Origin of the sequence: Telluria antibiotica (assembly GCF_011682055.1) — a bacterium.
GTDB classification, from domain to species: domain Bacteria; phylum Pseudomonadota; class Gammaproteobacteria; order Burkholderiales; family Burkholderiaceae_D; genus Telluria; species Telluria antibiotica.
The window spans coordinates 14,512-40,308 of record NZ_JAAQOM010000008.1 but is presented as its reverse complement, the minus strand read 5'-3'; the positions used below and the strand labels follow the sequence as shown (position 1 = coordinate 40,308).

The window sequence follows — 25,797 nt, the reverse complement described above, 5'->3', positions numbered from 1 at the left end:
TCCAATTCACTGGCCGCGCGCAATCAGCGGCGCCACCAGGTGAGAACAGGATGTGGATACGAAAAATTCATGGATGGCATGGTTGCAGGTTGACGCGCCGCTGTCAACCGCCACCGCTCGAAAGCCAAACGCTTCCCCGACTTTTTTGCCAGTTCGGAGCCATGCTGGATTTTTTGTTGTCATAAAACTAACTTGTGGTGATTTATGAATTCTACGAAGAGCACGAACAGCCACGCCCGCCCCCTGGAGTTATGGGGCGGCCTCGAATGCACCGTCAACCGCGTCCGCGACGACTATTACCACCAGCTCGACCGTAACGGCCACGCCAACCGGGCCGACGACATCGACCGCTTTGCCTCCCTCGGCATCCGCGCCATCCGCTACCCCGTGCTGTGGGAACGCACGGCACCGGACGGCGTCGCCGCCGCCGACTGGACCTGGGCCGACGCGCGCCTCAACGCGCTGCGCGCGCACGGCATCACGCCGATCGCCGGGCTGATCCACCACGGCAGCGGCCCGCGCCACACGAGCCTCGTCGACCCCGCATTCGCCGGCCAGCTGGCCGAGTACGCCGGCGCCGTGGCCGCGCGCTATCCGTGGATCGAGTACTACACGCCCGTCAACGAACCCTGCACGACGGCACGCTTCGCCGGCCTGTACGGCGTGTGGTATCCGCACGGCCGCGACGACCGCACGTTCGTCCAGGCCCTGCTGAACCAGTGCCGCGCCGTCGTGCTCGCGATGCGCGCGATCCGCGCCGTCAATCCGGACGCGAAACTCGTGCAGACCGACGACCTCGGCAAGACGTACAGCACGCCCGAGATGGCCAAGGTGGCCGAGTTCTACAACGAGCGCCGCTGGCTCGCGTGGGACCTGTTGTGCGGCATGGTCGGGCCGGAACACCCGCTGTGGACATACCTGACGAAGACCGGGATCGCAGAAGAAGAATTCCTGTGGTTCCGCGCCAATCCCTGCCCGCCGGACGTCATCGGCGTCAATTACTACGTCACGAGCGAGCGCTGGCTCGATCACCGCCCCGACCGCTATCCGCCGCACCACCGCGGCATGGCCGATGGCATCCCGTGCGCCGACATCGAGGCGTCGCGCGCGCTCGCGACGCCGACGGCCGGCATCGCCCCGCTGCTGCACGAAATCTGGGACCGGTACCACATTCCGCTCGCCGTCACGGAAGCCCACATCGACGCGAACCGCGAAGACCAGCTGCGCTGGCTGCTGGAGATCTGGGAAGCGGCAAAGGAAGTGCGGGCGACGGGTGTCGACCTGCGCGCCGTGACCGTGTGGTCGCTGCTCGGTTCGTTCGACTGGAACAGCCTCGTGACGCAGAACCGCGGCTACTACGAACCAGGCCCGTTCGACGTGCGCGCGCCCGAGCCGCGCGCGACGGCGGTCGCGCGCATGATGCGCGAGCTGTCGTCCGGCACGCCGCTGTCGCACCCCGTGCTGCGCGGCCAGGGCTGGTGGCGCAGGCCGGGCCGCTGGCTGTGCCAGCCCGTCGCCACGCCGGATGCGCTGACCTCCATCACCGCGGACGGCCACACGCTCGTCGGCAAGAGCGCGGCACCCATCCTCATCACGGGCGCGACGGGCACGCTGGGCCGCGCGTTCGCCCGCATCTGCCGCAAGCGCAACCTCGCCTTCCGCCTGCTGTCGCGCCAGGACATGGACATCACGGACCCGGCGTCCGTCGAACGCGCGCTGGGCAAGTTCCGGCCGTGGGCCGTCGTCAACACGGCCGGTTATGTGCGCGTGGACGATGCCGAGCGCGACGCGGAACGCTGCTTCCGCGAGAACGCGATCGGCCCCGCCATCCTCGCGGCAGCGTGCGCGCGCCACGGCGTGCACCTGACGACGTTCTCCAGCGACCTCGTGTTCGACGGTGCCCTCGACCGGCCTTACGTCGAGAGCGACACGGTCGCACCCCTGAACGTCTACGGCCGCAGCAAGGCGGAGGCCGAGCTGCGCGTGCAGGACAAGCATCCGGGCGCCCTCGTCGTGCGCACGAGCGCGTTCTTCGGCCCGTGGGACAAGTACAACTTCGTGACCCTTGCGCTGCAGGCGCTGGAACGGGGCGAGCCGTTCCGCGCCGCGCGCGACATGGCCGTGTCGCCGACGTACGTGCCCGACCTCGTGCACGCGTGCCTCGACCTCGCGATCGACGGCGAGTGCGGCGTCTGGCACCTGGCCAATGTCGGCACCTTGACGTGGGCGGAACTGGCGGAGCGCGCGGCCGCGCAGGCCGGGGTGGACGCGAGCCGGCTCGAAGCGATCCCCGGGGATGCCTGCGGCTTCACGGCGGCCCGGCCCCGCTGCACGGGGCTGCACAGCGAACGGGGTATCCTGCTGCCGGGGCTCGATCATGCGCTTGCGCGCTACCTGGAGCTGCGCAACGAGGTCGATCAGGAGATGGAGGAGTTGATTCTCATGGCGGAGAGCCGGCAGGCGTAATCTCGGCACATGGTGGGCACAAATCGTAGGGTGGGCTCCCCGAGCCCACCGAGCGTGAGCGGCCCACGCGTTAGAATTGCCGGGAACCCTGTCCAACAAAGGCCCTCCCGTGCAAGAGCAACATGCCTTCCCCTTCCTGCGCGAAATCCTGCTGTTCCTTGCCCTTGCCGGCATCCTGATTCCCCTGCTGCAGCGCCTGCGCGTCAATCAGGTGCTGGGCTTCCTCGCCGTCGGCGTCCTGCTCGGCCCCTTCGGTCTCGGGCGCCTGGCGCAGGACGTGGCGCCGCTGGGCCTGTTCACGTTCCCGAACAACGACAACGTCGCGATGCTCGCGGAGCTGGGCGTGCTGTTCCTGATGTTCATGATCGGCCTGGAGCTCTCCGCCGCCCGCCTGTGGGCCATGCGCCGTTGGGTGTTCGGCACGGGGAGCGCGCAGGTGCTGCTGTGCGCCGCGCTGATCGGCGGCGCGGCCTATGTCCTCGTCGACGGGCGCCTCGACGCGGCACTCGTGCTGGGCCTCGTGCTGTCGCTGTCGTCGACGGCCGTCGTGATGCAGTTGCTGGCCGAGAGCCAGCGCACGGCGAGCCCGCTCGGCCAGGCCGCATTCGCCGTGCTGATGCTGCAGGATCTCGCCGTCGTGCCGATCCTGATCCTCGTCGAGGCGTTGAGCAAGCATGGCGCCGGGACCGACACGAACGTGGCCGTCGTCGCCCTTGCCGCAATGGCGAAGGCTGCGATCGCCATCGCCCTCATCTACCTCGTCGGCGGCAAGGTCGTGCACCCGCTGTTCCGCGCGTTCGCGCGCCATCGCCAGCCGGACGTGTTCATGGCCCTGATCCTGCTGTCGACGTTCGGCATCGCGGCCTTGTCCGCGCTGGCCGGCCTGTCGATGGCGCTGGGCGCGCTGATCGCCGGCCTGCTGCTCGCGGAGACGGAATTCAAGCACGAAGTCGAGCTGATGATCGAACCCTTCAAGGGCCTGCTCATGGGCTTGTTCTTCATGACGGTCGGCATGGGCATGGACGCGCTGCAGATCGTGCACGCCCCGCTGTGGCTCGCCTGCGCCGTGTTCGGGCTCGTGGCGCTCAAGGGCCTCGTCATCGCGCCGCTGCTGCGCCTGTCCGGCCTGCCGTGGGGCCGCGCGATCGAAGGCGGTCTGCTGCTGGGCCAGGGCGGCGAATTCGCGTTCATCGTCATCGGCTACGCGGTCGCATCGAAGCTGCTGGACGGCGCCCTCGGCGCGCGTGTGATGCTTGCCGTCGGCCTGTCGCTGTTCATCACGCCGCTGCTCGCGCGGCTCGGACACGCCATCGGCGAACGATGGGCCGAACGTGCGCGTGCCAAGGACGCGCGGCATGACGAGGCCGCGCTGGACGAAGCGCGCGGCCGCGTGATCATCGCCGGCTTCGGGCGCGTGGGACAGCAGCTGGCCAAGCTGCTCACCGCGCAAAACATCCCGTACGTCGCGTTCGAGAACGATGCGAAGCTCGTGTCGCAGCTGCACGCAGACGGGGTACCCGTCTACTTCGGCAACGCGTCGCGCTCGGAACTGCTGCGGCGCGTGCATGCGGCGGACGCGCCCGCGATCGTGCTGACGATGGACCATCCGACGTCGGCGCTGCAGGCCGTGCGCGGCATCCGGCGCGAGTTCCCGGACGTGCGCCTGTACGCGCGCTCGCGCGACGAGAAGCATGCACGCGCCCTCAAGAAGGCCGGTGCCGACGTCGTCGTGCCGGAAACGCTGGAGGCGAGCCTGCAGCTGTCGGCGTTCGTGCTCGAAGGGATGGGCCTTGACGAGCGCATCGTCGACGACATCGTCGACCGCGAACGCGACCAGTTCGCGGCCGCCCTCGACGACACGCCGGGCCACGTATAATCCGCGCCGAGAACAACTCATCGATCGGAGACAAGATGGCATTCCATCCGAACGGACCCCACGAAGGTCCGGACCATCACCTGCACGGCGCGCTGAGCCACATCCGCGTGCTCGACCTGTCGCGCGTGCTGGCCGGGCCGTGGTGCTCGCAAAACCTCGCCGACCTCGGCGCCGACGTCATCAAGATCGAGCGCCCCGGCGCCGGCGACGACACGCGCGCATGGGGCCCGCCGTACGCGCCCGACGCCGCCGGCCGGCCGACGACGGAAGCGGCCTACTACCTGTCGGCGAACCGCGGCAAGCGCTCGGTGACGGTCGATATCGCCAGCGAACAAGGCCAGGCGCTGCTGCGCGAATTGGTGCGCCAGTGCGACGTCGTGATCGAAAACTTCAAGGTCGGCCACCTGAAGCGCTACGGCCTCGACTACGATACGCTGAAGGCGATCAAGCCCGACCTCGTGTACTGCTCCATCACGGGCTTCGGCCAGGACGGCCCGTACGCGCACCGCGCCGGCTACGACTTCCTGATCCAGGGCATGGGCGGGCTGATGTCCGTGACGGGCGAGCGCGATGGAGTCCCTGGCGGGGGTCCGCAAAAAGTGGGCGTGGCGCTGACGGACCTCATGACCGGGATGTACGCGACCGTCGCCGTGCTCGCCGCCCTCACCCACCGCGACCGCACGGGCGAAGGCCAGCACATCGACATGGCGCTGCTCGACACGCAGGTCGCGATGCTGGCGAACGTCGGCAGCAATTACCTGAACAGCGGCAAGCGCCCCAAGCGCTGGGGCAATGCGCACGCGAACATCGTGCCATACCAGACGTTCGCATGCAGCGACGGTCACATCATCGTCGCCGCGGGCAACGACGGCCAGTACCAGAAATTCGTCGAAGCGGGCGGCCGGCCGGAACTCGCACGCGATGCGCGCTTCGCCACCAACCCGCTGCGCGTGCAAAACCGCGACGTGCTCGTGCCGCTGCTCGCCGACATGGTCCGCGAGCGTCCGCGCGACGAATGGATCGCGATGCTGGAAGCGGTGGGCGTGCCCTGCGGCCCCATCAACGACCTGGACGAGGTGTTCGCGAACGAGCAGGTGCGCGCGCGCGGCATGGAAATCGCGCTGCCGCATCCAACGGCCGGCGCCGTGAAACTCGTGCGCAGCCCCATGCGGATGTCGGCGACACCCGCCACGAGCGACAAGGCGCCGCCGCTGCTGGGCGAGCACACGGACGACGTCCTGCGCACCGTGCTGGGCAGGACCGATGAGGAGATCGCCGCGCTGCGCGCGGGCGGCGTCGTCTAGCACTGTCTTTATCGCCGCCTGCACGCTGCCGGACTCGCATCCGCCTGGGGTGCACGCGGACTCCCCCTCCTTCACGACGACCTGCCGCGGCAGACCGCAGAGGTCTTTCATTGTCATTTTTTCATCATCAAATTTTGATGAAGATCGCATCAAAAAAATACTTGAAACCCGCGCGCGACGGTCTATAGTGAAGTCGTACGAGCGATCGTGCCGCTGACAGCAACGGTGCTGGCAGTGAATTGGAAAGGACAAGTATGGGAAATCCAACGCTGCTTATTTCGGCGCCAAGCCGAATATGAAACACGAGTAACCTCTGCTGCTACGACATGAACAACATGTCGATTGCCTTGCAACAGCCCTTTACCTTGGCAGTGCGTTTTAGCCGTATTAACGCGTGTGCTCCAGAAGCTGTTGAATGTTGCAGGCAATTAAATAGGTAAAGTTGGCAAAGCTTCTGGTGTGCTCCTTTCCCTCCGCAAAGGGCTGCCATGAAGAAGAAGTACGAAGTGAAGGCTGGTGACGACTTTGACGTGATCAACGTTACCGTAAAAGGTAAGACCGAGGGCGTTGTCGTTACCGTGAACGTCAACAAGTCTTCTGAGAAGAAGGGAGAGCCCGCACGTTGGGACTGGAAAGTTGTAGCCGTCATGGCTGCGGCCGTACTGGTTTTCTCCTCAGGGGCATACGCTGCAATCTCCAAGGATTACACCATCTTCGAACAAGTGATGGCTGTGGTTTCAAAAGGATTGGAGCATGCATTCGAGAAAAGTAATGCTGCCGAAAAAGCCGACAAAAACGACACGGGTACAGCTTGAATTACCGGAACGTTCGTATGAACGCCTCAACTCCTTGAAGGAGAAAACCGAGGCCGCTTCCTATGCGGAAGTGCTGAAGAACGCCCTGCGCTTATACGAAAGTCTGATAAGCCAGGTCGATGCCGGAAAGCGCCTCTATCTGAAGGACGCTGACGGCAATCTGATCGAATACGAAGTCTTTGTTTGAGTTGCTCTACCCCACCGGAAGCGGTAGAGCAACTCCTTGCCGACTGGCATTGCTGCGCTGACAACAAACGTCGCCGCAACGGAAACGCAGCGCTGATCCCGGCAAGAAGTACACGGTCAAGGACGATATTCTGCATACCGGGACGTGGATCCGGCGCGACGTCGCGCTCGACGTCCCGGTACCGGCCGATCGGGCGATCAGCGCGTACGTGCTGGTTGGCGCGGACGGCAAGGCACGCAGCGTCACCGCGATCGGACTGGACGATGCCGAGGTGCGCAAACTTGTCGCCACCGCTGCCGGCCTCGTCCAATACAAACCTGCCGTCTGTGCCGGACGACCGTGCGAGATGGTCTACCCTTATCGGCTGCAGCTGGAGTTGGAACCCTGACCGCCACGGCCCGCGCCGCGGCGGTCACGCACGTCAGTGCAGCTTGTGCTTCAGGTCCGACAATTCCGCGTGCACGCGGGTGACAGCGGCTTCCAGGTGGGCCGGCATCGTCGGCAGCGAGCGGCTGATGCGCTTAGCTTCGTCGCCCATGTCTTCCAGGTTGTCCACGCATTGCTGGATGCGCTGCTGGTCGTTCGACTGCATGACGGTCTGCGCCTGCTTCGCTTCGCGCGACAGCTTGTCGATCACGTTGCGGATTTCGTCCGGTGCGTCGCCGGCCTGCTTGCAAGCCTGCTCGGCTTCCTGGATGGTTTGCTGAATATGAGTGAATCGCTGCTGGATTTCGTTTGCTTGCAACATGACGTACTCCTTGCATTGATGGCTCGTGTCCGCATCCGGCTGGAGATGCGGGGCTGGAGCGTCATGGTAGTCCTGTTGGGAATCGGGGGGCGCACGAACCGTACTGACGAGGTCGGTGCTTCGCCGTCAAATTACCAAATTTGATGATTCGAGCGGATGGTGAGCACGGGTGCCCACCCTACGATTTGGGCTAGGTAGGGTGGGCTCCCTGAGCCCACCATGCCTTACGGATACTCGGCGTCGAGCTCCGAGCCAGCGTAATTCTCAAGCTCCACGAACAATTCCTTCAGCGGCACTTTGGCAGCGATATTCTGCAGCAGGAGGCTGTGGCGGTAGCTGTCGATGCGGTCGGCGACGATGGCCCGGTGCGGTGCCGGGATGTGTTCCAGCAGCGCGGCCCAGCCGGCCTCGAAATCGGGCTTGCCCTTGCGGACGGCCTGCACGAAGCGCTCGAATTCCTTTTGCCCCGTGCGCGCGACGATGCGCCCGCTGCCGTCGATGCCGAAGACGATCGCGAGCGCGATGACGCCTTCCGCGTTCAGGTCGGGATCCTTGACGGGGCCTTCCCAGTGATGCCGGCGCAGCCACTGCGCCGCGCGCACGACGGCCTGCACGTCCTGGCGCTGCTTCAGCTGCCCCAGGTAGCGCTCGTAGCCGGACCACGTCTCGCCCGGATCGGCCGTGCAGATATCGACGAACAATTCCTTCAAGCGGCGCTGCGCGTACACGGGGTCGTTGTCGAATTCGCCGACCAGCGTGTCTTCCGGCAGCGCCGCCAGTTCGCGGATCAGGCGGAAGCCCTGCTGGAACACGAATTCCGCGCCCTCGTCCAGCAGCACGTCCAGCGCGTCCAGGTCGCCCTGCTCGTCGTCGGTCTCGACGAGGTGTTCGAGGCCCAGCGAGACGCCGCCGATGGCCAGCAGCTGCGCGCGCTGGATGCCTTCGGCCGTGCGGTCGTTGGTGAACTTCTCGGCCACCATCGCCGTGATGCCGGCGAGTTCGTCGGCGAGGCCGGCGGCCTCGTCGGCACTGGCGTGCTGCGCGAGCAGCCGGATCGCGCGGACCAGCCGCGGCAGTTTTTCGATGACGATTGCAGGCAGCATCGTGGTGGCGCGCTCCGTCACGAGAAGATGTCCGTACCCATGCTGCGGCGGCCGCTGCGGCGCGGCATGCTGCGCACGGACGGCACCTGCTTGCGCAGGCGGTACAGCAGTTCGCGCGTGCCGCGCTGCTGGAATTCCGTTTCCTCGTCCGGGTCGTCCGGCAGTTCGACGTCAGCGAGGTCGGCCGTGTTGCGGTAGTCCGGGAACAGTTCCAGCAACGAACGCTGCCAGCCGTCCTCGCTGGCCTTGGCCAGGTCGACGGCGAGCGGCACGATGTCGCTGTCGGACGTCGTGTGCACGTTGATGTGCGGGCCGCGCACGTTGATCTCGCCGGCGACCTCGAGGATCTCGCGCGGCGCCAGCGACCACACGATGGCGAACGCCGTCGCGCCGTAGTCCGTGGCCGACGCCTCGGACAGCAGCTCGTGGCGGCGGCCTTCGTCCTCCGTCGCGTAGACGACGCCGTGGATGTGGTTGAACAGGTTCTCGGCGATGCGCTCGGGATCGTCCTCGATCATGTCGTCCGGCCACGTGGCGGCCAGGTACGCGAGGCTCTCGGCCCATGCCTTCGGCGGCACGAGCAGCGTGGCCAGCGACGTCTTGGCGCCGTCGAAGCCGGCAAGGTGCAGCGCGGTCACCTGCGGCGGCAACGTGGACAGCACCTCGGCCACGGCGTAGTCGCCATGCTCGTCGGCGGCCTGCGACAGCGCCTCCTCGGCGTGCTGCAGCGAGCCGGCCAGCACGAGGTCGCCGACCTGCTTGGTCAGCGCGGGCAAGTTGGATTTGTTGTCGTCGCTCATTCGCGGTCACCTCCATCCTGGTCGAACAACTGGGCGAAGTCGTCGCCGGCGGCCGACTCGTCGAGCTCGTCGTCGTCGCCTTCGTCATCCTTCGCGAGCTGGTCGAGCGACTGGTCGTCGTCTTCCCAGCGGGCCTGGTTCTTGTACAGGAACGCCGTCACGATGGCCTGACGCGCCAGTTCCGGGTAGTTGTCGCAGATGGCGGCATACATCGCCTTGCCCTCGTCGTCGCCGTCGCAATTGGCCATCGCGAACACCTTCGCCGGGTCGCCGCCTTCGTAGTCGTAGGCTTCGCGGATCAGGCCCTTCGGATCGCTGAAGCGGATGCGGTCGACGAGCGCGAACGCCATCAGGTTGACGTCGTCCAGCCCGTCGCCGTTCGCGTATTCCGAGACGAGGGCCTGCACCATCATGTCGTAGTTCTTGCGGTTGGGCGGGTCGCCCAGCGTGCCCTCGATCTGTCCTTCCAGTTCGCGCGACTGGAAGGCGAACTCCGGATGTACTTTTTTCATGTCTGACTCGTATTCTGGTGGGTGTTCAGGCGGCCACGTTCACGCCGTTCAGGGCGAACAGGGAGCGCCACAATTCGAACGCCTCCGCTTCCGCGTCGAGCACGATGCGGTGGTTCACGCTCTGGTCGTATTCGGCGCGCTTGACCGGGTCGGCCAGGACTTCATAGGCCTTCGTGACGGCCTTGAAACGCGCCTCCGCACCCGGCGCCTGGTTGCGGTCCGGGTGGTAGCGCATCGCGAGCGAACGGTAGACCTTCTTGATGTCGTCGTCGCTGGCATTCGGCGCGACGCCGAGGATCGCGTATAAATTTTCCACTTGGAACTCTCCGGCTGTGGCCGAAAAAACATTAAACCGAGATTATCCTATAGAAAGCGCCAACTTGACAGGCCACCGCTGGGCGGTGCCTCCCCAGTATGCGGACGGCCCCGCGCGCAGACCGTGCGCTTGACCACATAGCGGCCCCGATGCCGCTTTACGGTAAAATGCCGGGAATCATACCCATCCAACACGGCTTCATGAGTAACGAGAAAAACACCACGACGGCGACCCCGTCGCCGAATTTCGTCCGCGCGATCGTCGAATCCGATATCGCCTCGGGGACCCACGCCCGTACCGGCATGCCGTCCGTGATCACGCGCTTCCCGCCGGAGCCGAACGGCTACCTGCACGTGGGCCACGCCAAATCGATCTGCCTGAACTTCGGCCTCGCCCGCGACTACCAGGGCCGCTGCCACCTCCGTTTCGACGACACGAACCCGGAAAAGGAAGACCAGGAATACGTCGACACGATCATGGACAGCGTCAAATGGCTGGGCTTCACGTGGGAGCAAGGTGGCCAGGAATACCTGCACTACGCCAGCGACTACTTCGACCAGTTGTACGCGATGGCCGAATACCTGATCCAGAACGGTAAAGCCTACGTCGACAGCCAGAGCGCCGAGGACATGTCGCGTAACCGCGGCAATTTCGGCACGCCGGGCACGAACTCGCCGTTCCGCAACCGTCCAGTCGAGGAATCGCTGCAGATCTTCCGCGACATGAAGGCCGGCAAGTACAAGGACGGCGAACACGTGCTGCGCGCCAAGATGAGCGAGGACGCGATGGCGTCTCCCATCATGACGAACCGCGACCCCGCGCTGTACCGCATCCGTCACGCGCATCACCACCGCACGGGCGACAAGTGGTGCATCTACCCGATGTACGACTACACGCACCCGATCTCCGACGCGCTGGAAAACATCACGCACTCGCTGTGCACCCTGGAATTCCAGGACCACCGCCCGTTCTATGACTGGCTCGTCGACACGCTCGCCGACGGCGGCTTCTTCGAGCGCCCCGTGCCGCGCCAGTACGAATTCGCGCGCCTGAACCTGACGTACGTCGTCACGTCGAAGCGCAAGCTGCGCCAGCTGGTCGATACGGGCGTCGTGAACGGCTGGGACGATCCGCGCATGCCCACGATCGTCGGCCTGCGCCGCCGCGGCTACACGCCGGAATCCATCCAGCTGTTCTGCGAACGCATCGGCGTCTCGAAGGCGGACGGCTGGATCGACATGAGCACCCTGGAAGGCTCGCTGCGCGACGACCTCGACCCGAAGGCGCCGCGCGCCGTCGCCGTGCTGCGTCCGCTGAAGCTCATCGTCGACAACTTCCCGGAAGGCGAGACGGTCGACTGCAGCGCGCCCGTCCATCCGCACCATCCGGAATGGGGCACCCGTTCGTTCCCGTTCTCGCGCGAACTGTGGATCGAGCAGGAAGACTTCATGGAAGTGCCGGCCAAGGGCTACCACCGCTTCTACCCGCCCATCGACGACAAGCCGGGCTCGCGCGTGCGCCTGAAGTACGGCTTCGTGGCGGAGTGCACCGGGTTCGACAAGGATGCGGACGGCAACGTCACCGCCGTGCACGTGAACTATTTCCCGGACTCGAAATCGGGCACGCCGGGCGCGGACACGTACAAGGTCAAGGGCAACATCACGTGGGTCAGCGCCACTCACGCCCTTGACGCCGAGGTGCGCCTGTACGACCGCCTGTTCCTCGACCCGCAACCGGACGGCGGCGGCAAGGATTTCATGAGCGTGCTGAACCCGAACGCACTGGAAACCGTCACCGCCTACCTGGAGCCGGGCCTGGCCCAGGCCGCGCCCGACCAGCGCTTCCAGTTCGAGCGCCACGGCTATTTCGTCGCCGACCGCGTCGATTCCGCGCCGGACAAGCCCGTGTTCAACCGCGTCACGACGCTCAAGGACAGCTGGGGCAAGTAAGACGCCCCCGTCTATCCCGCACAAGCCCGGCTCCATGCGTGAGCCGGGCTTTTTTTTTACACTTTTGCCCTATCGACAACCCTTCAAACTGCTAGGTCCATCCCGCGCGCGACGCGAGTAAGTTGCAAATTGTCAACTATGATCTGCCGGAGAGGTCCGGCGCCACTTCCGAATAACCATGCCCCCGGTCCTGCGCGACGCGTTTTCCGTCACCCGGTTCTCGTTCTGGACGGGCGTGCTGCTGTCGTCCGTCATCGGCAGCGTGGCGTACGTGATCACCCAGCGCTCGATCGAAAACAATGCCCACGAACGCTTCGTCAACCACGCGAAGTATGCGCAGAGCGTCATCAGCGTCCGGATCAAATCCTATACCGACGTGCTGCGTACGGCCGGCAGCATGATCCAGAGCACCGATGTCCTGAGCCACCGCAAGTTCCACGAATATGTCAACGGGTTGAACCTCGCGCGGAATTACCCGGCCATCGACTCGATCAATTTCGCGATCCTAGTAACCGCCCCGGAGCGCGACGTCTTCGTCGCCGAATTGCGCAAGGAAATGCACGACGTCGTGCACCTGGCAGCCCCGCTGGACATCACGCCGCCGGGAAGGCGTCCGTCCTACCTGGTCGTGTCGTACATCGAGCCGGACCCGGCGACACCCGGCCACTACGGCACCGACCTGGCGGCCAACCGCTATTTCAGCCGCCAGCTGGACGAGTCGCGCGACCGCGGCTCGTTGTACGCGTCCGGCACGCCGATCCTCGCGCTGTCCGGGCCCAACGACACGCACCTCGGCATGCGCATGCCGATCTATCGCATCGGCACCGCGCCCGCCACGACCGAACAACGCCGCGCGGCCTATACCGGCTCGCTGGGCATTGCGTTCAGCGTTCCGAAACTGCTGCACGGCGTGATGGACGAGGTCCCGATCCGCGGCCTGCGCATGACCTTGTACGACATCGGGCCGGGGCTGGACGCCAAAGGCCGCGATACGGCGGGGCTGCCGCGCATCTTGTTCGACAGCCAGGGCACGCGTGCCGATCCGACGCCGCCGCCGGCCGCCGGCGAGGGCACGTTTTCCGTGACCATCCCGCTGGATTTCAACGGCCGTACATGGAAGACGACCTACTCGGCCCCGAAGGCCTCGCTGTACACGGCCTTCGACACGTATTACCCGAAGCTGATGATGGGGTTCGGCTTCCTCGGCTCGATCCTGCTGTACGCGCTGCTGCACACGCTGACCTCGTCACGCCGCGCCGCCCTCGCGCTCGCGCAGGAGATGACGAGCGAACTGCGCGAAAGCCAGGGCAAGCTGCAGCTGTCGCACCAGAAGCTCAGGCGCCTGGCCGACCACGCCTACCAGATCAAGGAAATGGAGCGCAAGCGCATCGCGCGCGAGATCCACGACGACCTCGGCCAGAGCCTGCTCGCGCTGCGCATCGAGGCCGAACTGCTGGCCGGACGCACGCAAGGCACGCACAGCCACCTGCACAAGCGCGCCCGCGCCACGCTGCTGCAGATCGACACGACGATCAAGAGCGTGCGCCAGATCATCAACGACCTGCGTCCGACGGTGCTCGACCTGGGCCTCTCTGCCGCGGTCGAGTGGCAAGTCAACCAGTTCCAGCGCCGCACGGGCATCCAGTGCGACATTCAGGATGACCACGGCGAAATCATGCTGTCGGACCATTGCGCGACGGCGTTCTTCCGCATCCTGCAGGAATCGCTGACGAACATCGTGCGGCACGCGAACGCGACGCGCGTGAAGGTGGAGTTGCGGCTGAACGGCGGCTGGCTGTCGCTGACGGTGCGCGACAACGGTTGCGGCCTGCCGCCGGGCGGGCGCAACAAATACGGATCGTTCGGCCTCGTCGGCATCGAAGAGCGCATCGTGATCCTTGGCGGCACCTGCGCCGTGTTCAGCGAGCCGGACGGAGGCACGACGGTGACCGTGTCCGCGCCCGTCATCGGACAGCAGGAACATCCTGTTCATTCCCCTCTCGAGCAAGCTACGGGCTCCTCCGTCATCTGATCCACCTCCTCGCACTGCCCCCGTCATTTATCCCCGTTGGATAGGGCCTATCCTATCTTTCGCGTATTGCATATCCGCTTAAGCAACTATTGTTGTTTCTTTGATAAATATCAATAACTCAAGGAATTCCCTCATTTACATTGATCACATGTAAGACAGATCCACGAATCACGTTAGATGTTGCTGGACGTCAGCATGTGCTTTAAGGAAATGTTGTTCTCGGGCAGTTGCTTCACCACAAACCATAACTAGGGAAAGCTGTACTTTTAACTACACACAATGAGGATAATCATGAACGCAAACGACCTGTTCAACGCCGTGATGCAACTCGACCTGGAACCGATCAAGACGAAGCTGATGCACGGCCCGTCCGGCGAAGGCTGGAGCCTGGAAAAAGCCAATGCCGTCGAAAAGGAATACCGTCGTTTCCTGTGCCTGATGAAGCTGTATCCGGACGAGGACACGGCACCGCTGGTCGACGTCGACACGTTCTGGCACTACCACATCCTCGACACGATGAAATACGCCGCCGACTGCGAGCAGGCGTTCGGCTACTTCCTGCATCATTACCCGTACGTCGGCATGGGCGACGAAGACGACGAGCAGTTCCGCCTCGACAGCGGCGACCGCATGCGTGACCTGTACGAAGCCACGTTCGGCGACGCTTACCCGGGTGCGCTGGCCGCGCCGGCAGCTGGCGACGCGGCGCGCGATGGCCAGATCGCGACGACCGCCGTCGCCGCCTACTGCGCGAGCCCGCGCGTCGAGGCGGCATACTGCGCCAGCCCGCGTGTCGAAGCGGCCTACTGCGCCGGCCCGTGGACCAAAACCGCCTACTGCGCCAGCCCACGTATCAAGGCGCAAGCCCGCACCGGCGAAGGCGCGACGTCCGCGACGGCCTACTGCGCCAGCCCGCGTACCAAAACCGCCTACTGCGCCAGCCCGCGCATCGAAGCGGCTTATTGCGCCAGCCCGCGCATCAAGGCACAAGCCCGCACCGGCGAAGGCGCCACGTCTGCAACTGCGTACTGCGCCAGCCCGCGTACCAAAACCGCTTACTGCGCCAGCCCCCGCATCGAAGCGGCCTATTGCGCCAGCCCGCGTATCAAGGCACAAGCCCGCACCGGCGAAGGCGCGACGTCCGCGACCGCCTACTGCGCCAGCCCGCGTACCAAAACCGCTTACTGCGCGAGCCCGCGCATCGAAGCGGCCTATTGCGCCAGCCCGCGCATCAAGGCACAGACGCGCACTGGCGAAGGCGCGACGTCTGCAACGGCCTACTGCGCCAGCCCGCGCGTCGAAGCGGCTTATTGCGCCAGCCCACGCGTCAAGACGCAAGCACGCAACAGCGAGGGCGCGGTATCGGCAACCGCATACTGCGCCAGCCCCCGCACCGAGACGGCATACTGCGCGAGCCCGCGTACAAGGGCCGAGGCAAGCGTGGCCGCGTGATTCGATCCGGGGTGCCGCGGCATCCCGTCTTCCTCCGTGCGGGCGCTTTCGCCCGCACCATACGATCCGCCCGTATCCCGGACGGATTTATTCGTTTACGATCATGTCTTGAAGCAGCGCAAAACCATTCTTTCGGCGGCAGGAACAACTCTTCGAACTGCTAGGTTCGTCAGGCACCCAAGCCAAGTAATTTCAACAAATTAACAATGCATCACGGCACTGCCGCAACACACCCTTGGAAAACGCACTCATGACGACGACACTGAGAGACGCTTTTTCGGTCACCCGGTTCTCGTTCTGGGCCGGCGCCCTGCTGTCGTCGCTCGTCGGCAGCCTCTTGTACATGGTCACGGCCCATTCGATCGAAGGCGATGCGGAGGCCCGGTTCGTCAATCACGCGAAGCACGCGCAAAGCGTCATCAGCGTCCGGCTCAAGTCGTACACGGACCTCCTCCGTGCCGCAGGCAGCATGCTGCAAAGCTCGGACATCATGACGCATCGCCGCTTCCACGAATACGTGCGTGGCTTGGAATTGCCGCGCAATTATCCTGCCATCGACAGCATGAATTTCGCGGCCTACGTCACGGAAGCCGACCGGGCCGCGTTCATGGACGACCTGCGCGAGGAAATGCGGCGCCACCTCGGCAGCGATGCGCAACTCGACATCTCCCCGCCCGGTATCCGCAAGGACTATCTGCCGATCGCCTATTTCGAGCCCGATCCGGACAAGCCCACGCTGTACGGCATCGACTTGTTGACGAACCGCTACTTCAGCAAGCAATTGATGGATGCGCGCGACAACGGCACGCTGTACGCCGCGGGCACGCCGATTCCCGCGCTGTCCACGCCGAACAACATCTACCTGGGGATGCGCACGCCGGTATACCAATTCGGCATGCCGCTCGATACGGTGGAAGAGCGCCGCGCAGCCTACGTGGGCTCGCTCGGCATCGCCTTCAATATGCCGAAGCTGCTGCACGGCGTCATCGACGAGATCCCGATTTCCGGCCTGCGCATGACCTTGTACGACATCGGCTCCGGCGTGGACGTGAACGGGCACGACGCGTCCGGCCACCCGCAGGCGCTGTTCGACAGCCGGGGCACGCACGCGGACCCGACGCCGGCGCTCGACAGCGGCGACGACGTGTTCACGACGACGCTGCCGCTGAACTTCAACGGCCGTCCCTGGAAGACCGTGTACAGCGTCCGCAAGACGTCGCTGTACACGGAATTCGACACGTATTATCCGAAGCTGATGATGGGGTTCGGCTTCCTCGGCTCGATCCTGCTGTACGCGCTGCTGCACACGCTGACCTCGTCACGCCGCGCCGCCCTCGCGCTCGCGCAGGAGATGACGAGCGAATTGCGCGAAAGCCAAAGCAAGTTGCAGCTGTCGCACCAGAAGCTCAGGCGCCTGGCCGACCACGCCTACCAGATCAAGGAAATGGAGCGCAAGCGCATCGCGCGCGAGATCCACGACGACCTCGGCCAGAGCCTGCTCGCGCTGCGCATCGAGGCCGAACTGCTGGCCGGGCGCACGCAAGGCACGCACAGCCACCTGCACAAGCGCGCCCGCGCCACGCTGCTGCAGATCGACACGACGATCAAGAGCGTGCGCCAGATCATCAACGACCTGCGTCCGACGGTGCTCGACCTGGGCCTGTCCGCCGCGGTCGAGTGGCAGGTCAACCAGTTCCAGCGCCGCACGGGCATCCAGTGCGACATCCAGGACGACCACGGCGAGATCGCCCTGCCCGACCACTGCGCGACGGCGTTCTTCCGCATCCTGCAGGAATCGCTGACGAACATCGTGCGGCACGCGAACGCGACGCGCGTGAAGGTGGAGTTGCGGCTGAACGGCGGCTGGCTGTCGCTGACGGTGCGCGACAACGGTTGCGGCCTGCCGCCGGGCGGGCGCAACAAATACGGATCGTTCGGCCTCGTCGGCATCGAAGAGCGCATCGTGATCCTCGGCGGCACCTGCGCCGTGTTCAGCGAGCCGGACGGAGGCACCACGGTGACCGTGTCCGCGCCCGTCATCGGCGGCCCGGAGCAGCCGGTGCTCGACCTGATCGAACGTGGATCAGGCTCGTCTGTTATTTGATTTCTATCAAACTTCACACCTTGCTTATCCCGGATCGTTACCTCCGACTATGCCAATTTGGTATCGCCTAGCGAGCCAAGCAATAAATGTTGTTTCTTTGATAAATATCAATAAGAGGCTCGATTGCCTCGTCTACATTGAGCACGTGTAAGACAAATCCGCGAATCCACCGAGGACTTGCTGAATGTCAACGTGCGCTCCGCGGAAATGTTGTTCGCCTGCAGCCAATCCACGCACAAACCAACACCAGGGATAGCAGTACTTTAACCAAACATATGAGGATGACTATGAACGCAAACGACCTGTTCAACTCCGTGATGCAACTCGACCTGGAACCGATCAAGACGAAGCTGATGCACGGCCCCTCAGGCGAAGGCTGGAGCCTGGAAAAAGCCAATGCCGTCGAAAAGGAATACCGTCGTTTCCTGTGCCTGATGAAGCTGTATCCGGACGAGGACACGGCACCGCTGGTCGACGTCGACACGTTCTGGCACTACCACATCCTCGACACGATGAAATACGCCGCCGACTGCGAGCAGGCGTTCGGCTACTTCCTGCACCACTACCCGTACGTCGGCATGGGCGACGAAGACGACCAGCAGTTCCGCCTCGACAGCGGCGACCGCATGCGCGAACTGTACGAAGCCACGTTCGGCGACGCCTACCCGGGCACGGTCGCCGCCGCGGAAGCGGTATCGGACGGCGTGGCCGCTGCGTTCTGCGCCGGTCCTCGCCCGAGTTCGGACGTCGCGTTCTGCGCAGGCCCGCGTCCGTCAATCACGGCTGACGCGAAGGGCACGGACACTGCGTTCTGCGCAGGCCCGCGTCCGAGTTCCGATGTCGCCTTCTGCGCCGGCCCGCGTCCGTCGGTCAACGCCGCCGCAAAGGGCACGGACACCGCGTTCTGCGCCGGCCCGCGCCCGAGTTCCGACGTCGCGTTCTGCGCCGGCCCGCGTCCGTCGGTCAAGACCGCCGCAAAGGGCACCGACACCGCGTTCTGCGCAGGCCCGCGTCCGAGTTCCGACGTCGCGTTCTGCGCCGGTCCGCGTCCATCGGTCAAGACCGCCGCAAAGGGCACCGACACCGCGTTCTGCGCCGGCCCGCGCCCGAGTTCCGACGTCGCGTTCTGCGCCGGCCCGCGTCCGTCGGTCAAGACCGCCGCAAAGGGCATCGACACCGCGTTCTGCGCCGGCCCACGGCCGAGTTCCGACGTCGCGTTCTGCGCCGGTCCACGTCCATCGGTCAAGACCGCCGCAAAGGGTACCGACACCGCATTCTGCGCAGGCCCGCGCCCGAGTTCCGACGTCGCGTTCTGCGCCGGCCCGCGTCCGTCGGTCAAGACCGCCGCAAAGGGTACCGACACCGCGTTCTGCGCAGGCCCACGTCCGAGTTCCGACGTCGCGTTCTGCGCCGGTCCGCGTCCATCGGTCAAGACCGCCGCAAAGGGCACCGACACGGCATTCTGCGCCGGCCCGCGTCCCAGCATGGACGTCGCGTTCTGCGCCGGTCCGCGCCCGTCGGTCAGCGCAGCCTGAGGGAATACGCCGGACACGTCCGGCAGCCCGTCCCGGCGCGGCCGACTCCCTCATGGGGCCGCGCCGGCCTGATCCGCCCACCCGGGCGGATTTTTTTCGTGGGATCAGACCGGGCTGGACAGCGCGCCCTCGGACCTGAGCATCAGCGCGCGCAACTCGCGGATGCTGTAATCGGACACCTCATGCATGCGCAGCAGCAGCGTGGCGCCGATCGGCAGCGTGTTGTGGCGGATCTTGCTGATGACGGGCGGCGCCACCTCCAGCACGCGCGACAGCGCGGCGTCGTTCTTCAGCCTGAGCTTGCTGATGATGGCATCGAGCACCCGGTTCGGGTCATACTCGGCGCCCTCCGGGATCCTTCTGATGGGCATAAATCGTCCTTCGCTTGTGACATCCATGGGAAATTCTCCACGACCCATCGGGGGTTATGGAAAATGAGCCAGTTTCGGGAATATAGATTCTTTATATGATGGTCGCTCTACGGCGACCCCGAATGATACATGGACCAGTTGCGAAATGCTTAAGCCGCCCTTATGCAGACGTCGTGCGGGCCAGTGCCGCGACCGTCTCTTCCACGCGGGGGTGCAGCAGGCGGGCGCGCAATTCCGTCGCGAGGCGGCGGTTGTCCAGCTGGCGCGATTCCGACATGAAGGACAGCAGCATCGGCGACACGGCCTTTTCCAGGTCGGCGCGCGCCAGCCGCGGCGGCCGGGGCAGGCCGAACGCATCCGCCACGACGTCGAAATAATCGCCCATCTTGAGGCGGCTGTCGTCCGACGCGTTGTAGACGCGACCCGGCCGCGCCCGGAACAGCGCCAACGCGCACAGGCGGGCGAGGTCGTCCGCGTGGATGTGGTTCGTGTACACGTCATCCTCGCGCGCGAGCGCGGGCGTGCCTCGCTGCAGCCGTTCGATGGGCAGGCGGTCGGCCGCGTAGATGCCGGGCGCGCGCAGGATCGCCACCTTGCCGCCGCTGGCCACGGCCCAGGCGCGCAGCACGCGTTCCGCGTCGACGCGCCGGCGCGCCCTCGCATTGCGTGGCGCGACGGGCGTCGTTTCGGGCGTCGGCGCACCGCCGCGGTCGCCGTAGACGCCCGTGGTGCTGACATAAACGACCCGTGCGCCGTCGGGTAGAATGGCGGTCAAATTGCGCGTGCGCACATCGAGCGCACCGTCCGGTGGCGGGGGCGCCAGGTGCACGACCCGCTGCGCCAGACCGGCCAGGCGCTTCAACGTTGCGGGCCGGTCGAGGTCGGCCACGACGGGCACCGCGCCCGCGGCGCGGAGTGCCGCGCAGCGTGCCGGCTGGCTCGTCACGGCAAACACGCGAAAACGCTCACGCACCAGCGGCAGCAGGCGCATGCCGACATCGCCGCAGCCCACGATCAAGAGGCGCGGCTTGTTGAACCCGAATTTGTTTTTTGTATTCATTCCGAGGATTGTATGATCATATCAGTCCAAATAGTTACTTGACATTTGTTCATTGATGAGCAACATTGAGATTACCCGCACGACGCGCAATCTCAAGCACCGCCCTCTCAGCGCTTCTTAGGGTATAGCAGCAGCTGTACCTACCAACACGGAATGAAGAGGCCCTAAGGTGCGTTTGGTACTTGCCAACGAAAAGCTGGTCGTCTCGGGGCGAACCTATGAGGGTTTTCCGCTTCTGTTGGATGACAAAAGCGATGCGATCCAGCCGGCACAAAGATTTCTTTGGGAGCTTTTACTGTCGCCCGGCAAGCGCAACAGTAAAGACACATGGGCTGCGTACGGAAGGTCGCTTTACGACTACTTCGCATTCCTTTCAGCTAATAATCTGGACTGGACAGCTAATCCAGCCCTTGGGTCGGCTGGACCATTAGTTAAATATCGAGACTGGTCCCGAGGCGAACTAGAGCTCAGCCCGCGCACGGTCAATCAGCGCATGAGAATAGTTGTAAGATTCTACGTCTGGGCCTTAGAAACTAGGCTTATCGAAACCCTTCCATTTGACAAGTCAACTATCCGCCTTAATCCTGACCCTGGCTTCGCTTCCCACCTAAATTCCGGTGATGTTCTAACGCAGACGCCAGATGTACTGCTCCGTGAGCCCGGCTTATCAATACCGTTTATCACGAAAGAGCAAGCAAAGGACTGCCTGCAAAACATTAGCAACTACACTCATCAACTAATATTCCAGCTAATGTTACGAACCGGACTTAGGCAGGTAGAGTGTCGGACTTTTCCGGAAAAGTATGTTTTCGACCCAACCCGAAGAAAAGATCTTTCGATAGGTCAAAAAATTCGCATTTCTCTCAATCCGAGAGACATGCGAATAAAATTTAATAAGCCCAGAGATATCGACATCCCCTATGATTTGATGGAGGATTTATTCTGGTATGCCTCGCGTCATCGACAGAAGAGGGAGAACAATGTATCCGACGACTCTAAGTTCGCGACATTATTCCTTACCGAGACTGGACGTCCCTACGGAAAAACCGCCTTTACTGACATATTCTCCAGACTGACGTCACGAGTGAATTATAAAGTGCGCCCACACATGCTTCGCCACACGTATGCCACATACTTACTTTGGAGCTTGAGGAAAAGCAAGGATTTTAAAGGCGAGCCTTTACTTTATGTCCGCGACAGATTAGGACACAGCAGCGTTAAGACGACTGCAAAATATCTTCATCTAATTAATAACTTAGAAGGCCATCTCATCCTGCAACATGAGGACGAATTAGACAAGCTCTTTAGCAGCGAGGACTAAGGCATGGCAACGAGGAAGAATTTCAAAGCCAGAGAACTTCTTAAGAACGATCTAAAAATTAATTTCGAAACGCACGTTTCGAATGCCATAATTCTGTTAGACAGGCCAACCTTGTCATGGCGAAAAATCGACATGAGTGCCCGGCTAAACCATGGAGTCGACGAATGGGTATTCAACTGCGAATCGCTCTTGAGACTACTGCTCAAAAATAAAAGCGTCTTTCCCTCAACTGTTGTCACGTACTGGATATCTTTTCGACATTTTCTAGACTTCTTAATAGAATACGGCTCCTCGATAAGGCCACAAGACATCGACAGATCTCACATCAACGAATTTATAAAATGGTTAGGAGTTAATGGTCGAGGCTGGTCAGTAGTTACGCAGAAAGCAACTTACTCAGGAACCAAAGCGGTTCTCACCTCAATGTTTCGTTATGGATTTGTCGCCGGAAGCAGAAATATCTTTCCGCCGAACCCCTACCCAGGAAGCAATAACGCAAGTAAGGGAGAAAAGGAGCTCTCTGAAAACGAGCGCGCGCGACTTGCCCAAATGCTGCGAAAAGAGATCATATTAATTCACAAAGGCACTTTTGATGGTGTAGAAGCAGAGGCTTTAACAATTTTAGCCACGGCGCTTGCGATGCGTACTGGTTTGAATCCAACATCATTACTAGAGTTGCGCAGAGATAGCCTGCGCCCCCATCCTTTCATGCCAAATATGATGTTGCTCGAGTCATTTAAGCGCCGAGGGAATGCAACGCACCTCACCTCTTTGCGTTACTCGGTCAGTGCTTCGCAATTCGCCTCTATACCAATGGATGGGGTAGCTTTGTTTAAGATGGTTCTTAGTAGAAATCAGATTCTTTCCGAGAAATCTAAAGATAAAACTATTCGCCAAAGTTTGTGGGTGTATCGCCAAGCCTCAAGAAAACGTGAGATAACATTACTCTCCACAGCCGTAATGAGTCGGACAATCCAACGACGGATCGACAAATATGGCCTAACGAGTGATGATGGTGGACGACTCGTTATTAATTTCTCTCGCCTAAGAAAGACACTAGAGAACCGCCTCTGGTCGCTAAGCGGCGGCGACCTATTTGCAGTTGCCTCAGTTATGGGCCATACACCAGATGTAGCTGACACTCATTACTTATCCTGCACCGACGAAATGCGAGCAAATGCAACGTTTGTTGGCGAGGCACTTCCTGATATCTATCGCGGCAGTGAAAGTCCTAATCTTTCCAATGTTGCGATTAAGGCTCTACCGGAAAACACTCCGGTGGGAAGTTGTCACGACACAATTTACGGCGAATATGCACCAAAAGACGGAAAAACGCACTGCTCAGATTTTTTAAGTTGTTTTAGCTGCCGATCATATGCAATTGTCGGCTCAGAAAAAGACCTTCACCGACTGTTTAGTTTCTACTGGTTTCTGCAAGCCGAAATTGAGAACGGTCGCTCTAGCGACTGGCGTGCTAAATTTAGGAGCATACTGGATTTGATTGATTCATTCACAGTCGAAAAATTTGACTCTGAAATTCTATCGAAAGCGAAAACCAAAGCAAAGGTAGATCCAATAAAATTCTGGAAGACCTACCAAATTGCTGGCGAAAGTGCAAACAGATGACACTCACTAAAGCGTATGAATTGCTCGCTTCTCAACCCACTAGCATCGCCCCCTACTCCGCAGAGAAGTGTGAAAACATTGTTATAAGTGCAGTTACAAACGATCTAGGCAATACGATCGTCATCAGCCGTTATGGAGATACTCAATGGGATATGTGGCCGTTCTTCAACCAATCAAATTTATCTGATGGGGTCAAATCATTTAATTGGTTGAGAATACCGGAAGGATTTCGGCCTGCCTGCAAAGCAGTCATTTATCGCTATTGGCGTACGGGAATTCCCGGCACACGACGCCCCGGCGCGGTGTCGATCATGCGTGTACTTCAAGCGTTATTAGGATTCACTAAATATCTCACAGATCAAAATCTTACATACTTCTCCCAAGTAAGGCCGATTCATGTTTCAAATTTTGTCCATAACCAACGCAACGTAAAATGCTTGTCGACAAATGCATTGGTTAAAAATTTTTTCCCACTTGAAATTCTGTACCGATTTAACAAAGAGCACGAGGATGGTCTTAAATTCCATCCGTGGCCAGAATCGTCATACTTTGATGTTGCGGGCATGTCAGGACAAGCAAGGGAAAAAGTGACACAAGCAAGCAAAACTCCACTGATACCGAAAGGCGTCGCACAACAGATATTTAGTTTCTCCGAGAGAGTTCTCAACAATGCGCACTGTGTACTAGATGAGCGCGACACCGGGCTTCGTCGAAAATATAGAGATCAAGATGTAAAATTAATACGAGACTGCTGCTTTTTCCTCATCGGCATACTAACTGGCATGCGCTGCGAGGAAATAGTTGGAATCGAGATTGATGCCGGGCGGACAGAGAAAAAGAACGGCATTACATACCATTGGGTTACGAGTATCGAGCATAAGACTTTTAAGGGACGTGTCGAATACATGATGCCATCTTTAGGGCACGTGATACTCGAAGTGATGGAACGTTTTTCCGCACCGCTTCGACTAATCTTAAAAAACCAGATATGCAAAATGGAGTCGGAAACGTGTGATGCGGAGAGTCCTCGTTATCAAAAGACCCTGGCCCGCCTCAAAGCCAATCAGAACCGACTATTCCTCGGAGTCAGCGGTCGCGGCGTAAGCGCAGTAACGATAGGCGGGTGGCGTATGGCGATGAGAAATTTAGCTAGTCTAGCTGGTACTGATTGGGCACTTGCTCCGCATCAAATGCGCCGATTATATGCCTGGACTTTTGTTAGGCATAGATTAGGAAATCTTCTCTTCCTGAAAGAGCAATTTAAGCACTCTAGTTTAGACATGTCCCAGCTATATGCCTCGAACCCGAACCAAGATTCCCCGCTTTACGATGAGATATTTGAGGAAATTCAAAGCCAGAAAGTAGACATTATCGAAAGTTGGCTCTCTGATGAGCAACCACTAGCGGGCGGAGCAGGTATTAAAATTATGAAAATGAGAGGACATGACTTCCCGAATCGCTCTGCCCTCATTCTGGAAACCAGTACTAAGCTCAACTTACGCAGCACAGGGCACGGTTGGTGCCTTGCACAGGACGACGGTTGCGGTGGCCAAGGATTATATGAAAAAGGTTTATGTGTCGACTGTGGGAATGGAGTAATTGACCAGTCGTTCAAAAAGGTATGGCAGCAACTATATTCCGATCAGCAAGAATTAGTTCGAGAGGCTGAAGATTTGGGCCCAGGCGCTGTTGACAGAGTCAGGCGCGACATGTCGAGAGCAAAGAAGGTATTAAACGCTCTAGGTGCGAATATAGAGTAGGTACTAAAAGTGAGCGTAAACCCTAACAAACCGACGGGGCAAACCCGTGATCGACAGCAGACCGAAGCCAAGCTCCGCTTGGCGCTAAAGAAACTACGTGAGCGCGGTGCTAAGGTGTCTATATCTGGCATTGCGAAAGAGGCCGGCGTAAGTTCAGCGTTAATCCATAATCGCTATCCTTCTCTTGCTGAAGAGGTCAGGATCGCAGTAGGCAAGGACATCCGATCTCAACGCAATAAAAACGAGAATCTATTGATCCAAGAGCGGGCCAAAAATCAAGCTCTGCGTGTCGAAGTTGCGAACTTGAGGAAAGAAATTATTGATCTTGCGTCCATCAACGAAGCATTGCGCGCGGAGCTGACGCTCCAGTCAGCGATCTCGACCGGAAAGGTAAGCAAGCTCCCTAGTTAGCTGAAGATTTACGCCGTATTCGTGCTAACACCGAGGTCGTAACGACAGT

The 25,797-nt window shown here is 61.4% G+C and carries 21 protein-coding genes; 14 read left to right on the top strand and 7 right to left on the bottom strand.

The genetic code is table 11. The features are described from left to right. The first annotated feature begins 204 nt into the window (after positions 1-204). The 5 genes from HAV22_RS14150 to HAV22_RS14130 all read left to right on the top strand — a co-directional run bounded on the left by HAV22_RS14150 (position 205) and on the right by HAV22_RS14130 (position 6,648). Complete coding sequence (locus HAV22_RS14150) at positions 205-2,466, top strand: family 1 glycosylhydrolase (protein WP_166859734.1); 2,262 nt, start codon at positions 205-207, stop codon at positions 2,464-2,466. 109 nt (positions 2,467-2,575) lie between these two features. Then, on the top strand, positions 2,576-4,342 hold the full coding sequence (locus HAV22_RS14145; protein WP_166859733.1) for a cation:proton antiporter domain-containing protein: 1,767 nt from the start codon (positions 2,576-2,578) through the stop codon (positions 4,340-4,342). A gap of 35 nt (positions 4,343-4,377) precedes the next feature. Further along, positions 4,378-5,646: a CaiB/BaiF CoA transferase family protein gene (locus HAV22_RS14140; RefSeq protein WP_166859732.1), complete on the top strand. Its 1,269-nt coding sequence runs from the start codon at positions 4,378-4,380 to the stop codon at positions 5,644-5,646. A 488-nt stretch (positions 5,647-6,134) separates the two neighbouring features. Further along, positions 6,135-6,461, top strand: coding sequence for a hypothetical protein (locus tag HAV22_RS14135; RefSeq protein WP_166859731.1), 327 nt, complete (start codon positions 6,135-6,137; stop codon positions 6,459-6,461). Continuing rightward, positions 6,418-6,648 (top strand): hypothetical protein, encoded by a 231-nt coding sequence (locus HAV22_RS14130; RefSeq protein WP_229421234.1) that lies wholly within the window; start codon positions 6,418-6,420, stop codon positions 6,646-6,648. The genes HAV22_RS14135 and HAV22_RS14130 overlap by 44 nt, the downstream gene beginning before the upstream one ends. A gap of 421 nt (positions 6,649-7,069) precedes the next feature. Here the strand turns inward: HAV22_RS14130 and HAV22_RS14125 are convergent, their stop codons facing one another. The 5 genes from HAV22_RS14125 to HAV22_RS14105 form a co-directional block, all read right to left on the bottom strand. Beyond that, positions 7,070-7,396 carry a hypothetical protein gene (locus tag HAV22_RS14125; RefSeq protein WP_166859730.1) on the bottom strand — a complete coding sequence of 109 codons (327 nt, stop codon included), beginning with the start codon at positions 7,394-7,396 and terminating at the stop codon, positions 7,070-7,072. A gap of 224 nt (positions 7,397-7,620) precedes the next feature. Beyond that, positions 7,621-8,499, bottom strand: coding sequence for a hypothetical protein (locus HAV22_RS14120; protein WP_166859995.1), 879 nt, complete (start codon positions 8,497-8,499; stop codon positions 7,621-7,623). Between the two features lie 17 nt (positions 8,500-8,516). Beyond that, complete coding sequence (locus HAV22_RS14115) at positions 8,517-9,299, bottom strand: aldehyde dehydrogenase (RefSeq protein WP_166859729.1); 783 nt, start codon at positions 9,297-9,299, stop codon at positions 8,517-8,519. Beyond that, positions 9,296-9,811, bottom strand: coding sequence for a hypothetical protein (locus HAV22_RS14110; RefSeq protein WP_166859728.1), 516 nt, complete (start codon positions 9,809-9,811; stop codon positions 9,296-9,298). The genes HAV22_RS14115 and HAV22_RS14110 overlap by 4 nt, the downstream gene beginning before the upstream one ends. A gap of 25 nt (positions 9,812-9,836) precedes the next feature. Further along, positions 9,837-10,127, bottom strand: a complete 291-nt coding sequence (locus HAV22_RS14105; RefSeq protein WP_166859727.1) for a DnaJ domain-containing protein — start codon at positions 10,125-10,127, stop codon at positions 9,837-9,839. A 200-nt stretch (positions 10,128-10,327) separates the two neighbouring features. Between HAV22_RS14105 and HAV22_RS14100 the strand changes: the two genes are divergently transcribed. From HAV22_RS14100 to HAV22_RS30845, 5 genes are all read left to right on the top strand, one after another. Beyond that, positions 10,328-12,076 (top strand): glutamine--tRNA ligase/YqeY domain fusion protein, encoded by a 1,749-nt coding sequence (locus tag HAV22_RS14100; RefSeq protein ID WP_166859726.1) that lies wholly within the window; start codon positions 10,328-10,330, stop codon positions 12,074-12,076. A gap of 178 nt (positions 12,077-12,254) precedes the next feature. Next, positions 12,255-14,108: a sensor histidine kinase gene (locus HAV22_RS14095; protein WP_166859725.1), complete on the top strand. Its 1,854-nt coding sequence runs from the start codon at positions 12,255-12,257 to the stop codon at positions 14,106-14,108. Positions 14,109-14,399: 291 nt separating this feature from the next. Further along, positions 14,400-15,560, top strand: a complete 1,161-nt coding sequence (locus HAV22_RS14090; RefSeq protein WP_208296196.1) for a UCP032817 domain-containing protein — start codon at positions 14,400-14,402, stop codon at positions 15,558-15,560. 250 nt (positions 15,561-15,810) lie between these two features. Beyond that, positions 15,811-17,664 (top strand): sensor histidine kinase, encoded by a 1,854-nt coding sequence (locus HAV22_RS14085; protein ID WP_166859724.1) that lies wholly within the window; start codon positions 15,811-15,813, stop codon positions 17,662-17,664. A 287-nt stretch (positions 17,665-17,951) separates the two neighbouring features. Beyond that, positions 17,952-19,199, top strand: a complete 1,248-nt coding sequence (locus tag HAV22_RS30845) for a UCP032817 domain-containing protein (RefSeq protein ID WP_208296195.1) — start codon at positions 17,952-17,954, stop codon at positions 19,197-19,199. Between the two features lie 104 nt (positions 19,200-19,303). On the opposite strand, the gene HAV22_RS14075 is transcribed toward HAV22_RS30845, so the two are convergent. Beyond that, complete coding sequence (locus HAV22_RS14075; protein WP_166859723.1) at positions 19,304-19,570, bottom strand: hypothetical protein; 267 nt, start codon at positions 19,568-19,570, stop codon at positions 19,304-19,306. A gap of 160 nt (positions 19,571-19,730) precedes the next feature. Then, positions 19,731-20,630, bottom strand: a complete 900-nt coding sequence (locus tag HAV22_RS14070) for an NAD-dependent epimerase/dehydratase family protein (protein ID WP_166859722.1) — start codon at positions 20,628-20,630, stop codon at positions 19,731-19,733. A gap of 169 nt (positions 20,631-20,799) precedes the next feature. Here HAV22_RS14070 and HAV22_RS14065 point away from each other — a divergent pair, with 169 nt between their 5' ends. From HAV22_RS14065 to HAV22_RS14050, 4 genes are read left to right on the top strand one after another with little or no spacing between them, the layout of a single operon-like run. Beyond that, positions 20,800-21,951 carry a tyrosine-type recombinase/integrase gene (locus HAV22_RS14065; RefSeq protein ID WP_166859721.1) on the top strand — a complete coding sequence of 384 codons (1,152 nt, stop codon included), beginning with the start codon at positions 20,800-20,802 and terminating at the stop codon, positions 21,949-21,951. 3 nt (positions 21,952-21,954) lie between these two features. Then, positions 21,955-23,577: a site-specific integrase gene (locus HAV22_RS14060; protein WP_166859720.1), complete on the top strand. Its 1,623-nt coding sequence runs from the start codon at positions 21,955-21,957 to the stop codon at positions 23,575-23,577. Next, positions 23,574-25,337 (top strand): site-specific integrase, encoded by a 1,764-nt coding sequence (locus HAV22_RS14055; RefSeq protein WP_166859719.1) that lies wholly within the window; start codon positions 23,574-23,576, stop codon positions 25,335-25,337. Before HAV22_RS14060 ends, HAV22_RS14055 begins: the two co-directional genes overlap by 4 nt. A gap of 9 nt (positions 25,338-25,346) precedes the next feature. Beyond that, a complete protein-coding gene (locus tag HAV22_RS14050) occupies positions 25,347-25,748 on the top strand; it encodes a TetR/AcrR family transcriptional regulator (protein ID WP_166859718.1) in 402 nt (133 codons plus the stop codon). Positions 25,749-25,797 lie beyond the last annotated feature (49 nt).